The sequence below is a fragment of the Larkinella harenae genome (assembly GCF_054780515.1).
On record NZ_BAAGWE010000006.1, the window covers coordinates 233,708 to 246,630 of the forward strand.

Below are 12,923 nucleotides of genomic sequence, written 5' to 3' on the forward strand. Positions count from 1 at the left end.
AGAAGCTAGGAATTGTAAATGGAAAAGGAAGCAATGCAATCGTATTTTCGCACCTGCGTGTTGGTGCGTGAACGGGCGTAAACATGCAGCGTTGACCAGCCCCGAACCGGTACGTTAAATTGGAGATGCTGCTGACTCCCGTAACGAGAAACCGTTACGGGCACCTCAACCCCTTTGGACTGCCCGAATTTACTGACGGTGCAGAGGTATTCCACGGTATTTTCGTTTTGAAGCATTACAAGACCTTTTCCCTGTGTGCGGATTTGTCCATCGCGGGGAAAATCCGGGCTGAATCCTAGCTGAAAATACGGATCATAAAGTTTGGGAAACCGGTCGAACTCGCTTTTGGGGAGTGGCTGATTGAGCAGCTGCCAGCGCGAATCGGTCGGGAAATGCTGGGCTACAAATAGTTCTGGAGGAGTCAGAAAATAAAAATCATTGCTTCCCTCATCCTTTGAAGCGGTTGTTACGGCCCAGGCTAAATCCAGTAAATACCATTCATCATCAATTTTGACGGCATTCCACTCGTGATCAACCAGCCGAACCGGATGTCCGGCTTCCTTGTCTTCCGTCCGGGCATACCCCCGAATGGTTACTGCATGAACCCCGGCTCTTTTTAGTAAGTATTTGAACAAGAGCGAATAACCGGTACAAAGGCCTTTGCGTTGTCGCAGCACTCGATTTGCGTATTCCAGCTCGGAATAGTATTTCTGGGAGCTGCGGTTCTGAACAGCCGCCAGATCGTAACGAATGTGTGACACCATCCAGGCGTAAATCACCCGGACCCGATCCATGTCCGTTCGGGCCGGAGCTGTCAGGTAGTCCGACAGGCTGGTGATGCTCCGGGCGTATGAGTCGGGCGCATTGCGGGCGTAGTAGTCAATCCGGCCGTAATTATCCGTTGAGGATAAATCCGTCGCGGGCTTGAGTCCGACGCAGAAAACCATAATAAGTACGATGGGCAGAAGACGACAGCACATATTCATTCAACACTTCGTGGATAAAACTGAAATGGATGACCGTTTATTGTTGTCGTTTTCTTTTTCTGCGTCTATAAACGTTTTTAACTGGTATAAGACGGCGGGATGAAGTAATAAGCCGTCAGCCAACCCTGAAAACCGATTCAAATACCTGCTATATTTCCCGGGGCTTTACAATGGCTTTAATTGATGATGCAAACGAAAATAGCATATGGAAAAAATAATCGCTATTAACTGGCACGACATCTTCGTACCCAGTACATCCATTCTGGAAATGATAGTCCGGGGTACGTTAACGTACTGGTTTATTTTTCTCTATCTACGGTTTTTCAGACGGGGCACTGGGCAGTTGAACCTGAGTGACCTGCTGTTGATTACCATGATTTCGGACGCGGCCCAAAACGCGATGGCCGGTCCCTACGAATCCGTTACGGAGGGTTTGTTTCTGGTTGGAACACTTGTTTTCTGGGACTACATGATTGATTGGATGGGGTTTCGATCCGTTCTCTTGAAGAAAGTGGCCGAACCCGAACCCGTTTTGCTGGTTAAAAATGGAATATTGATGCGCCAGAACATGAAACGCGAAATGATTACCGAAGAGGAGCTAGTAAGCATTCTGCGCGAAAAGGGCGTCGAACATTATGAGCGTGTAAAAGTGTGTTATCTGGAAGGAAGTGGTAACATTAGTGTGATTGAAAAGAAATCCTGATTACTTTTCGTCGGGGTTACCGATCAAAAAGCCAGGCACACGTGCTCCAAAAAGAAGCTCTGTGTGTTCTGCTGTGGCAGATCCGATTTGTCGTTGGTTACAGTATAGTGTTTTTCGATAATCAATAGAGTTGATAGACCACGAGAATATCCTTTATCTTGTCTCGGACGCGTTTTAAACGCATTTTAACGGCACTGTCTTTCACCTGCAACAAAATGGCCATATCCCGGATGTTCATATTTTCTTCGTACTTCATCCGAAGGTACATGGACTCACTGGGTGCAATTTTTTCCAGGATCATGTCAACCAGCTGGTAGCGTTCTTCTACACCGGCGTATTCATTGGTATCGGCCAGGGTTTTGGTAATCTCATTATCCAGTTCAACCCAGTTGTTTCGCCGACGGCCCAGCTTCATCCGATCCATACAATAATTGGTTGATACGGTGTACAACCAAGTTGAAAAAGTGGATTGCTCTTTGAAGTTGTGTAAACCGGATAAGACGCGCATAAAAATGTCCTGCATGCAATCTTCGGCATCGATGGGATCTTTGGTAATGGTTAAACATCGTCGGTAAACTTTGTTTGAATACCGTTTGTACAATTGGCCAAAATACTCGCTTTGACGGGTGGTCAGGTAATACCGTACCAACTCCTCGTCGGTGTGACGATTGGTGTTCATAAATGATAGCTAAGATTGACTAAGTTAACTATGTACTGAACACAAAGAGGAGGCTGACCCTTTGAGCACTACTAGTTGAGTGATTACTCGTAGGTCAAATATATTGATTGTTCATACAAATAAAAAATAATGGATTTCATTTATTCGATTATTTCAATAAAACCCCAGTTTTTAGTGGAGAAAAATTATGAATACAACTAAGTATTTTTCCGTAATCCAGAGAGTGCATTGTACAATATCGGGTTTGCCGAAAAAATAGGTAATGAAATCTTCTTTAATAATTCATATCCGAATTCAGAAGCTGAATGAGGCCGCCTACAATGAAAAATTGCCAAACCCTCTTACCTTTGTCAGAAAAGACAAAGAACTTACATTCCCTTGCTGGAACTACAAATAGCTTAGAAATGGTACAGAATGACGAATTGATACGAATTATTGATTTGCTCAATACAACATACGAGGGAGAAGAAGCCTGGCATGGCCCATCATTGGTCGAAGTGTTGAGTGGCGTGTCTCCCGAAATGGCGGGGCACCGGTTGACGCCCAATACCCACTCCATTGCCGAATTGGTCTTTCACATAACTAGCTGGCGCATCTTTTGTGTCAAAAAGATGCAGGGAGACAAAGATTTTGACATCAAAACGCCTGAGAAAAACTTTGGGTCTTTTCAGGTGATTGATGATTTTGAATGGGAAGCCCTGCAGATGGAGTTGAGCCTCAGCCAGGAGGAATTGGTAAACGAACTGGATAAACGTGATGACGATGAGTTCCTGGAAGATATCGTGCCCGGTAGAGACTATACGTATTATGATTTACTGCACGGAATTATCAATCACGACACCTATCACTCGGGCCAGATTTCATTGATTAAAAAAGGACTCAAGTTCAAGGGGTTGGACGAAGGACATTCCCGGGATGAATACGGTTCTGGTTACGGCGATGATTTTGACGATTATTGATCCGGCCAATTCCCTCCGTTATTTTTCCATATCTAATCGCTCAAAACGTTGAATTACTGGCTCGTTAAAACAGAACCGGACGCTTATTCGTGGGATGATTTTAGTAAGCAGGGAAAAGCTGTTTGGGATGGAGTTCGAAATTATCAGGCCCGGAACAACCTGGCAGCGATGCGCCTGGGTGATCAGGTGCTGTTTTACCACAGCGTAACCGGTAAAGAAATCGTTGGGCTGGCGAAGGTTTCCTGCGAGTGTTATCCTGATCCGACGATTCCTGAAGATCCGCGCTGGGTGGTTGTTGAACTGGAACCCGTGTCGGTTTTTCCCAAACCGGTCACCCTGCACCAAATGAAAGCCGACCCCCTGTTGCAAAACCTACCTTTATTCAGGCTCTCCCGGTTGTCGGTTGTACCGATTCATATCGATGATTTTGAGCATATTTTAGCCCTGGCGCATGCAGAATAATCGTCTGGAATTGCTTACCCCGGACACTTGGTCCTCGTACGAACTGATCGACACCGGCGGTTTTGAAAAACTCGAGCGGTTCGGGTCATTTGTCCTCAGTCGCCCGGAACCGCAGGCGATCTGGCCGAAGTCGCTGCCCGATGCCGAATGGCAGCGGCTTTCCAATGCCGTATTCAAGCGCGACAAAGGCTCGCAGGAAAAGGGGGAATGGGCAGTACGGTCCAAAATGGAGGAAAAGTGGTTCATTCCGTACCGGCAGCAAGACCTGAATCTAACGTTCAAACTTTCGCTCTCATCCTTCAAACACGTCGGCATTTTTCCCGAGCAGGCCGTCAACTGGTCGTATATTTATCAGCGTGTCAGGGCGTTGCCGGTTGAGAAGCCCCGCGTTCTGAATCTGTTTGCTTATACGGGAGCGGCTTCGCTGGCGGCCCGGCAGGCCGGGGCTGAGGTTACCCACGTTGATGCGGTGCGGCAGGTGATCACCTGGTCCCGCGAAAATATGGAAGCCAGTGGTCTGGATAATATCCGTTGGGTGGTGGAAGATGCGCTGAAGTTTGTTCGTCGGGAAGTTCGGCGGGGCAATACGTACCACGGCCTGATTCTGGATCCACCGGCGTACGGTCGTGGGCCGGAAGGGGAGAAGTGGCTGCTGGAAGAACACCTGGCGGAGTTGCTGAGTGCCTGTTCGGAACTGCTTGACCAGGAAAACTATTTTCTGATCATAAACCTCTACTCGCTGGGCTTTTCAGCTTTGATTCTGGATAACCTCATGCGCGCTTATTTTGGCACCCGGCCCAACGCAGAATGGGGGGAGTTATACCTCACCGACAGCTTTGCCAAACGCTTGCCCCTGGGTGTTTTTTATCGATTTGCTTCTGTTTAAAACCGTATATTTGTCCGCAGAAGCAGCTTCCGGTTACTGGCATAAGAGCTGTTGTTGACGGTTTTGGTGAAAAATAGGATGGGCAGATTCTGGAGCCTTTGGTGTCTGATTGGTGTGTTTTTCGTAGTGGGCTGTACCGATGACAGCTATCGGCAGACCCGCATTCCCGTTGTTCCGGAAAATTCGGCGGATGTTCGCAATCAGGCCGCACTGGAAGCGCTGACGCGCGCCATCAACCAGAGTGCCCCGGCTTCGGCGTACGCCAAACGGGCGGCTATTTACCGGGACATGGGAAGAGCCGAGGAGGCTCTTTCGGACATTAACGAAGCGTTGGAGCGGGAAGATAACGAGGGCCGTTACCACCTGATCAAGGCGCAGATCCTGCGGGCGCACCGGCAATATGAAGATGGGCTGGAAAGTGCGTTGCGGGCCGAAGGGCTGGGGGTAAATACGCCGGAGTTGTACATCGTCATCGGTGATTTGCTCCAACAGCAAAAACAGCTGGACCGTGCCCGGTTTTACCTGGTGAAGGCGTTGCAAATGGCACCATATGAAGGGGAAGCCTTTTATTTCAACGGATTAGTGGCTGCGAAAGCGGGGGACACCACCCGGGCCATAGCGTACTATAACCGCGCGCTGAATCTGAAACCCCGTTTTCTGCAACCGTACGTGCAGCTATCCATCATTTATTCCGTTCGGGGCGATCATGCCACCGCCATTGCTTACAACAAACGCGGAACAACCTACTTTCCGAACGATCCAGGTCTGGTGTACGCGCTGGGACATATTTACCAGCAAACGGCCCGACCAGACAGTGCCTACTTTTTTTACCAGAAAGCGTTACGGCTGGAACCCACCATGACGCGCGCGCACTTGCAGTCTGGGTTGGTGATGATGAAGCTCCGGAATATGGAACGGGCGCTCTGGCACTTTGACCAGATTCTGAAGCAGGATCCGAAATTTCCCCGAATTAATTTTTACAAGGCAATGTGTTACGAACAAAGCCGCCAGTGGGAACAAGCAACCCAGTTGTATGCGTTAGCCATGCAGGAGAGCCCGGCCGATCAACAGGCGTATTATGGCTACTGGCGGGTTCAAAAACGAAAAACCTATGGGGATGACACCGAGTTATCGTACGACGAAAATGCGAACGTGCCCACCCGCCCCGGTCCGGTGCTTGACACGACCCGGGTGCGCATCATGCTGATTCAACCCCGATCACGATTTCCCCGCGATTCGACCAGAAATTGAATCGTAACTTTTTGCTTTCCGTATTCTTTTATGGAAACTTGCCACTTGAATACCCAATTGACTAAATCATAAGAAAATGAGTGACCAAATTCGCATTACACTGCCTGACGGCAGTGTCCGGGAGTATCCCAATGGAGTAACCAGTCTGGAAATTGCCACGAGCATCAGCGAAGGGCTGGCTCGCAATGTGTTGGCGGCTAAAGTGAACGGTACCGTACAGGATGCCACGCGCCCCATTACAACGGATGCCACGGTTACGCTGTTGACTTGGAACGATACCGATGGAAAAGCGGCATTCTGGCACTCGTCGGCGCACTTGCTGGCCGAGGCCCTGGAAGAGCTCTATCCGGGTATTAAGTTCGGTATCGGCCCCCCAATCGAGAAAGGATTTTACTACGATGTCGACCTGAACGGGCAACATTTCTCGCAGGAAGATTTCAAGAAAGTAGAAGACAAAATGCTCGAGCTGGCACGGCAGAAACAGGAGTTTGTTCGCCAGCCAATCAGCAAAGCCGAAGCGGTGGCGTATTTTGAGAAAAAAGGGGACCCCTATAAACTCGATCTGCTTGAAGGGCTCGAGGACGGCACCATTACGTTTTACTCCCAGGGCAACTTTACCGATCTTTGCCGGGGACCGCACATTCCCAATACCGGTTTTATCAAAGCCGCCAAAATTATGAATGTGGCCGGGGCGTACTGGCGGGGTGACGAAAAAAACAAAATGCTGACCCGCGTCTATGCCGTGACATTCCCGAAGCAGAAAGAACTCGATGAATACCTGCACGTCCTGGAAGAGGCCAAGAAACGTGACCACCGCAAGCTAGGAAAAGAACTGGAATTGTTTGCTTTCTCGGAGAAGGTAGGAGCCGGACTGCCGCTGTGGTTGCCGAAAGGAACTATGCTGCGCGAACGGCTGGAAAACTTCCTGCGGAAAGCGCAGGTCCGGGCGGGGTATTCACCGGTGGTGACTCCGCACATTGGAGCCAAGCAACTTTATGTCACCTCGGGGCACTGGGAAAAATACGGAGAAGATTCATTCAAACCGATTCTGACGCCGGAAGCCGGGGAGGAGTTTCTGCTCAAACCCATGAACTGCCCGCATCACTGCGAGATTTACAAAACCAAGCCCCGTTCGTACCGTGATCTGCCGCTGCGCCTGGCCGAGTTCGGAACGGTGTACCGCTACGAGCAAAGTGGTGAGTTGCACGGGCTAACCCGCGTACGCGGTTTTACGCAGGATGACGCGCACATTTTTTGCCGTCCGGATCAAGTGAAAGAAGAATTTATCAAAGTGATCGATCTGGTTCTTTACGTATTCCGGTCGCTGGGCTTCAATGATTACATGGCCCAGATTTCGCTGCGTGATCCGGAAAACAAGCAGAAATACATCGGGTCGGATGAAGTCTGGGAAAAAGCCGAAGCCGCCATTGTGGAAGCAGCCGCCGAGAAGGGGCTGCGTACCGTGACGGAACTGGGTGAAGCGGCTTTCTATGGTCCGAAACTTGATTTCATGGTGAAGGATGCCCTGGGCCGGAAGTGGCAGCTGGGAACGGTTCAGGTAGATTATAACCTGCCCGAACGGTTTGAATTGGAATATACCGGTTCTGACAACCAGAAATACCGTCCGGTCATGATTCACCGGGCGCCTTTCGGATCCATGGAACGGTTTATTGCCATACTGATTGAAAACACGGCCGGTAATTTCCCGCTCTGGCTTTCACCCGATCAGATTGCGGTATTGCCCATTTCGGAGAAATACGAAGAATACGCCAACGAAGTATTCCTGACTTTGCAGGAACACGATATTCGGGGTTACGTTGACCACCGCGATGAAAAAATTGGCCGTAAGATTCGGGATTCTGAGCTCAGTAAAGTGCCGTTCATGCTGATTCTGGGCGAAAAAGAACAGGCAGAGGGCCGGGTTTCGGTACGTCGCAAAGGAGAAGGCGATGTTGGGTCCATGTCGATTGCTGAATTTATGGACTTTTTCCAGCGCCAAATCAAGCCTGCAACGCAACCCGTTGCATAACGTTTGGAATTTCAGGGGTTAGGGCAAAAAACAAACTTAGGCCCTAACCCTTAAATTATTTTGTTCCGAACGCTCAAAATACTTATTTTACCGGAAACTTTATAACACCTAAAACGTTATAGGCACGTAAACAACCGCGTGAGCGGACTATTTTCAACCCTAAATATAATCTATGGCATTACAGCGCAGACCCATGCGCCCCCCGCGTGTGGTCGAAGAACCTTATCGGATCAACGGCCGTATTCAAGCCCGCCAGGTTCGGGTAGTTGGTGAAAATGTTGAGCAGGGCATTTACGACATTCAGCAGGCACTGGCATTAGCCCAGGCACAGAATTTGGATCTCGTCGAGATTTCTCCCAATGCCGTTCCCCCCGTTTGCCGCATTGTCGACTATTCGAAGTTCAAGTATGAACAGAAGAAGAAACAAAAGGAAATCAAGGCGAAGGCTCAGAAAGTCGTAATCAAAGAGATCCGGTTCGGTCCGAACACCGACGATCATGATTTTGAATTTAAGCTTAAGCACGCCATCAACTTTCTGAAAGAAGGCTCGAAGGTCAAAGCGTACGTACAGTTCGTGGGCCGCTCGATTGTCTTCAAAGAACGTGGTGTCGAACTGCTCCAGCGTTTTGCCAAAGGATTGGAGGATATCGGTAAAGTCGAAGCCGAACCCAAACTGGAAGGAAAACGGATGAGTATGTTCCTGGCACCCAAAGTTGTGCAGGTGAAAAAATAATGGTTACCATTTAAGGTTTAACGTTTGAGATCGAAGGGTTTGCCCGTCGGTTAACCTCAAACGTTAAACCTTAAACTTTTTTTACTATCTTTGCGGCCTGTTTCACAATCAGCAATTATTCTGTTTACAACAATGCCAAAAGTAAAAACCAACTCGGGAGCCAAGAAGCGTTTCAAGCTGACGGGTACCGGCAAAATCAAACGGAAGCATGCTTTCCACAGCCACATTCTGACCAAGAAATCAACCAAGCGCAAGCGGAACCTCGTTCAGGATGCGTTGGTATTTCAGGGCGATGAGCGCCGGATTAAAGTAATGCTCGGCCTGGCGTAATTGCCCGGCTTTCTGCGGATCTTCCGCACGGTTTCATGTTCAACCCGATTGCAGGCTCCTTCAAGAACAAAATGAGTTATGCGGTATGAATTAAAAGGAAGAGTTATTTTCTAAGATTAACCCACACCTTTTAACTCTTCACTCTTAACTGAACTTGTCGCCTGTCGTCAAAAACAGTCATTTAAAAAACTATGCCACGTTCAGTGAACCACGTTGCCTCTCGGGCGCGTCGCAAAAAAGTAATGAAACTGGCCAAAGGATACTTTGGTCGTCGTAAAAATGTTTGGACGGTAGCGAAAAACGCGATTGAAAAAGGTCTCGTTTATTCATTCCGCGACCGTCGTCAGAAAAAACGGGATTTCCGGGCGCTCTGGATTCAGCGGATCAATGCTGAAGCACGGGTCAATGGCATCTCCTACTCCGTGTTGATGGGCAAAATCAACGCAGCCGGTATTGAGTTAAACAGAAAGGTTCTGGCCGACCTGGCCATGAATCACCCTGAGGCTTTCAAAGCCGTTGTTGAAACTGTGAAATAAATAGTACCGCAGGCAGCCCAATTGGGCTGCCTGCTTTTTTAGCCAGCGGTGTCAATGACCCGTGTTTTCAATCCCGCCCAATGGCCATCCTCTTTCCGGCCCAGCAGACACAAATCCATTTCAACATCGCCAACCCGGAATACCTGACGATTATTCAGCAATTGCTCGATTCGCTTTTGTAGTTCGGTAAACCGGCGGGTCCGTTCCTTTTCCTCCTCGACATACCAGTCCTGGTCTGTAATTGCCGGATACCAAAAATCGGCTTCGGAAAGTTCTTCAATATAAATTTCGGGGGTGATCAACAGCAGATCCCGGACATGCTCCGTTGTCAGCGGGGGCTCAAAATCGATGGGGTACTCCACATACTCAACGGGTTCGTCGGACTCGCTGGGATACAGCAGGTCGTTTACCAACTCGGAAAGCGAACGTTCGGGGGTAGATTCTTCGGTTACCATCTGTTACAATCCGTAAAGAATTACGTCTTAATGAAAAACTGATTTACCAATAGGGTGTTAATGACAAAGAAACACTTTGTCATTAACATTTATTTTTTTCCTGATCAAACTACTTTTCAATTATGATGGAAACCCTTATGGGCCTGATTCGCCAGCAGGCTGGCGATGCGGTTATGAACAACCCGGCCATTCCGAATCATCAAAACGAAGAAGCACTGCAAGCTATCTCAAGCGGTTTTATGGGCGGTTTACAGAAACAGGCCCAGGGCGGTAATCTGGCCAATCTCATTGGAATGGTGATGGGGCAGGGAAGCGCGGCCAACGTAAATACAAACCCTGTAACGCAGGGGGTTCAGCAAACCGTTCAGCAAACCCTGATGGAGCGGATCGGAATATCACCGCAAATTGCCGGTTCTATTGCATCAGTTGTGGTGCCGATGGTGCTGAGCAAACTAATGACTAAAGCACGTGACACCAACGATTCAAGCGTGGATGGCAACGAAATTCTCTCATCGGTGACCGGAAAGAAAGGCGTCGACTGGATGAGCGTCGCCGGCTCGGTAATGGCCGACGGTAAACTGGACATGGGCGATCTGATGCGGGTGGCGGGTGGTTTTATGGGAGGAGATAAAAACGATAAACCAAATCAGTCCGGGAGTGGCGGTTTAGGCGGGATGCTCGGTGGGCTGTTTGGAAATTAATACCCTTGAAAAGGCGGGCCGAAACCCGCCTTTTTTTATACAGAAGCAGCAATTGAATTGAATGTTGCGGGCTCACTGGCATGGGTGACGGCCCGGGATTTTACATCGTGTCAGAAAAGGATGCGTTAATGCTGATCAAAAGGCCATTCAGTCAGCTTGAACTGTCAATCTGTCACATTTTAGGGCAATTTTTAGGGCTGGCACCGATCTTGTTTACTAGACAACTGTAGTTTGTCAAACGACTAAAAAGCAAGACATTCGTCAAAGTATCATGGGAAAGATTATAGGAATAGACTTAGGAACAACCAACTCGTGTGTGGCCGTTATGGAAGGTAACGAGCCGGTGGTGATCGCCAACAGCGAAGGCCGTCGGACGACTCCTTCGGTTGTGGCTTTCATGGACAACGGAAACGGTGAGCGGAAGGTCGGTGATCCGGCCAAACGTCAGGCCATCACAAACCCCCAGAACACGATCTCATCGATCAAACGGTTTATGGGGAAACGGTTCAATGAAGTCCAGAATGAAATTAAATCAGTTGCTTATTCGGTGGAACGGGGACCCAATGACACCCCCCGCGTCCGGATTGGTGATCGGCAATATACTCCCCAGGAAATTTCGGCCCTGATTCTGCAAAAAATGAAGCAGACGGCCGAAGATTATTTGGGACAAACCATCACGGAAGCCGTCATTACGGTTCCGGCTTATTTTAACGACGCCGAGCGTCAGGCTACCAAAGAAGCGGGCCAGATTGCGGGGCTGGATGTAAAACGGATCATCAACGAACCAACGGCGGCTGCCTTGGCGTACGGTCTGGACAAGAAACATCAAGACATGAAAATCGCCGTATTCGACTTAGGTGGCGGTACGTTCGATATTTCAATTCTGGAACTGGGCGATGGCGTTTTCGAAGTGAAATCAACGGATGGTGATACCCACCTGGGTGGTGACGACTTCGATCAGGTGATTATCGACTGGTTGGCGCAGGAATTTAAAAACGACGAAAACATTGACCTTCGTCAGGACCCGATGGCGTTGCAACGGCTGAAGGAAGCTGCTGAAAAAGCCAAAGTGGAACTTTCCAGCTCCAGCTCGACGGAAATCAACCTGCCGTATATCATGCCGGTAAACGGGATTCCGAAGCACCTGGTTCGGTCACTGACTCGCGCCAAATTTGAGCAATTGGCCGACTCGCTGATTCAGCGGAGTCTGGAACCGTGCCGCCGGGCGTTGAAAAACTCCGGATTATCGGCCAGCCAGATCGACGAAGTAATTCTCGTCGGTGGTTCAACCCGCATTCCGAAAGTGCAGGAAGAAGTTGAAAAACTGTTTGGTAAAAAACCGTCGAAAAGCGTAAACCCCGACGAAGCGGTTGCCATCGGTGCAGCCATTCAGGGCGGTGTTTTGACGGGTGAAGTGAAGGACGTACTGCTGCTCGACGTTATCCCGCTGTCACTGGGTATCGAAACAATGGGTGGCGTATTGACCCGGCTCATCGATGCCAACACGACGATTCCGACCAAGAAATCAGAAACGTTCTCGACGGCATCTGACAACCAGCCGAGCGTAGAAATTCACATTTTGCAGGGCGAGCGCCCGATGGCGGCCCAAAACCGTTCACTCGGTCGTTTCCACCTCGACGGTATTCCACCGGCTCCGCGTGGTGTACCGCAAATCGAAGTAACTTTTGATGTCGATGCGAACGGTATTTTGCACGTAACGGCTCGCGACAAAGGCACGGGCAAAGAGCAAAAAATCCGGATTGAAGCATCAAGCGGTCTGAGTGACGCCGAAATCAACCGGATGCGCGAAGAAGCCAAAGCTAACGAGGCTGCCGATAAAGCAGAACGGGAAACCATCGAAAAAGTGAATCAGGCTGATTCGTTGATGTTCCAAACCGAAAAGCAGCTGAAAGAATACGGCGAAAAATTGTCAGAAGGCAACAAAACCGCTATTGAAGGCGCACTGAGCGAATTGCGCGCGGCCCACGGTAGCCGTGATGTAGCGGCAATCGACGCTGGCGTGGAAAAACTGAACGCGGCCTGGGCTGCTGCCTCGCAGGAACTGTATAATGCAACGGGTGGTGAGCAAGGCCCGAACCCGGCAGACGGTTTTGCGCAAGGTGGTCCGGCCAACGGCCAGGGCGGTCAGTCGACAGGCCAACAGGACAACGTTTCTGACGTACCGTTTGAAGAAGTAAAATAAATATAAGTGT

14 protein-coding genes are annotated in these 12,923 nt (G+C 49.4%); 11 read left to right on the forward strand and 3 right to left on the reverse strand.

Features of this window, described 5'->3' with window-relative positions; translation table 11 throughout:
- Window positions 1-5 precede the first annotated feature (5 nt).
- The gene (locus ACYVH9_RS24645) at window positions 6-947 is read right to left on the reverse strand and encodes a transglutaminase domain-containing protein (protein WP_460639085.1); all 942 of its coding nucleotides are present in this window, start codon (window positions 945-947) and stop codon (window positions 6-8) included.
- 244 nt (window positions 948-1,191) lie between these two features.
- Between ACYVH9_RS24645 and ACYVH9_RS24650 the strand changes: the two genes are divergently transcribed.
- The gene (locus ACYVH9_RS24650; protein ID WP_460639086.1) at window positions 1,192-1,689 is read left to right on the forward strand and encodes a DUF421 domain-containing protein; all 498 of its coding nucleotides are present in this window, start codon (window positions 1,192-1,194) and stop codon (window positions 1,687-1,689) included.
- Window positions 1,690-1,810: 121 nt separating this feature from the next.
- On the opposite strand, the gene ACYVH9_RS24655 is transcribed toward ACYVH9_RS24650, so the two are convergent.
- Window positions 1,811-2,368: an RNA polymerase sigma factor gene (locus ACYVH9_RS24655; protein ID WP_460639087.1), complete on the reverse strand. Its 558-nt coding sequence runs from the start codon at window positions 2,366-2,368 to the stop codon at window positions 1,811-1,813.
- Window positions 2,369-2,772: 404 nt separating this feature from the next.
- Here ACYVH9_RS24655 and ACYVH9_RS24660 point away from each other — a divergent pair, with 404 nt between their 5' ends.
- The 8 genes from ACYVH9_RS24660 to rplT all read left to right on the forward strand — a co-directional run bounded on the left by ACYVH9_RS24660 (window position 2,773) and on the right by rplT (window position 9,554).
- Window positions 2,773-3,327: a DinB family protein gene (locus tag ACYVH9_RS24660; RefSeq protein WP_460639088.1), complete on the forward strand. Its 555-nt coding sequence runs from the start codon at window positions 2,773-2,775 to the stop codon at window positions 3,325-3,327.
- Between the two features lie 48 nt (window positions 3,328-3,375).
- Window positions 3,376-3,789, forward strand: a complete 414-nt coding sequence (locus tag ACYVH9_RS24665; RefSeq protein ID WP_460639089.1) for an EVE domain-containing protein — start codon at window positions 3,376-3,378, stop codon at window positions 3,787-3,789.
- On the forward strand, window positions 3,779-4,675 hold the full coding sequence (locus tag ACYVH9_RS24670) for a class I SAM-dependent methyltransferase (RefSeq protein ID WP_460639090.1): 897 nt from the start codon (window positions 3,779-3,781) through the stop codon (window positions 4,673-4,675). The genes ACYVH9_RS24665 and ACYVH9_RS24670 overlap by 11 nt, the downstream gene beginning before the upstream one ends.
- A gap of 78 nt (window positions 4,676-4,753) precedes the next feature.
- Entirely contained in the window at window positions 4,754-5,926 is a 1,173-nt protein-coding gene (locus tag ACYVH9_RS24675; protein ID WP_460639091.1) for a tetratricopeptide repeat protein, read from the forward strand.
- 76 nt (window positions 5,927-6,002) lie between these two features.
- Window positions 6,003-7,955: a threonine--tRNA ligase gene (gene thrS, locus ACYVH9_RS24680; protein ID WP_460639092.1), complete on the forward strand. Its 1,953-nt coding sequence runs from the start codon at window positions 6,003-6,005 to the stop codon at window positions 7,953-7,955.
- A 172-nt stretch (window positions 7,956-8,127) separates the two neighbouring features.
- Window positions 8,128-8,688, forward strand: coding sequence for a translation initiation factor IF-3 (infC, locus tag ACYVH9_RS24685; protein WP_460639093.1), 561 nt, complete (start codon window positions 8,128-8,130; stop codon window positions 8,686-8,688).
- A gap of 132 nt (window positions 8,689-8,820) precedes the next feature.
- Window positions 8,821-9,018 carry a 50S ribosomal protein L35 gene (gene rpmI, locus ACYVH9_RS24690; RefSeq protein ID WP_460639094.1) on the forward strand — a complete coding sequence of 66 codons (198 nt, stop codon included), beginning with the start codon at window positions 8,821-8,823 and terminating at the stop codon, window positions 9,016-9,018.
- 191 nt (window positions 9,019-9,209) lie between these two features.
- Complete coding sequence (gene rplT / locus ACYVH9_RS24695; protein WP_460639095.1) at window positions 9,210-9,554, forward strand: 50S ribosomal protein L20; 345 nt, start codon at window positions 9,210-9,212, stop codon at window positions 9,552-9,554.
- Between the two features lie 38 nt (window positions 9,555-9,592).
- Here the strand turns inward: rplT and ACYVH9_RS24700 are convergent, their stop codons facing one another.
- Window positions 9,593-10,009, reverse strand: a complete 417-nt coding sequence (locus ACYVH9_RS24700) for a nuclease A inhibitor family protein (protein WP_460639096.1) — start codon at window positions 10,007-10,009, stop codon at window positions 9,593-9,595.
- A 122-nt stretch (window positions 10,010-10,131) separates the two neighbouring features.
- Here ACYVH9_RS24700 and ACYVH9_RS24705 point away from each other — a divergent pair, with 122 nt between their 5' ends.
- Window positions 10,132-10,710, forward strand: a complete 579-nt coding sequence (locus tag ACYVH9_RS24705; protein ID WP_460639097.1) for a hypothetical protein — start codon at window positions 10,132-10,134, stop codon at window positions 10,708-10,710.
- Window positions 10,711-10,981: 271 nt separating this feature from the next.
- Window positions 10,982-12,913 carry a molecular chaperone DnaK gene (dnaK, locus tag ACYVH9_RS24710; protein ID WP_460639098.1) on the forward strand — a complete coding sequence of 644 codons (1,932 nt, stop codon included), beginning with the start codon at window positions 10,982-10,984 and terminating at the stop codon, window positions 12,911-12,913.
- Window positions 12,914-12,923: the final 10 nt, after the last annotated feature.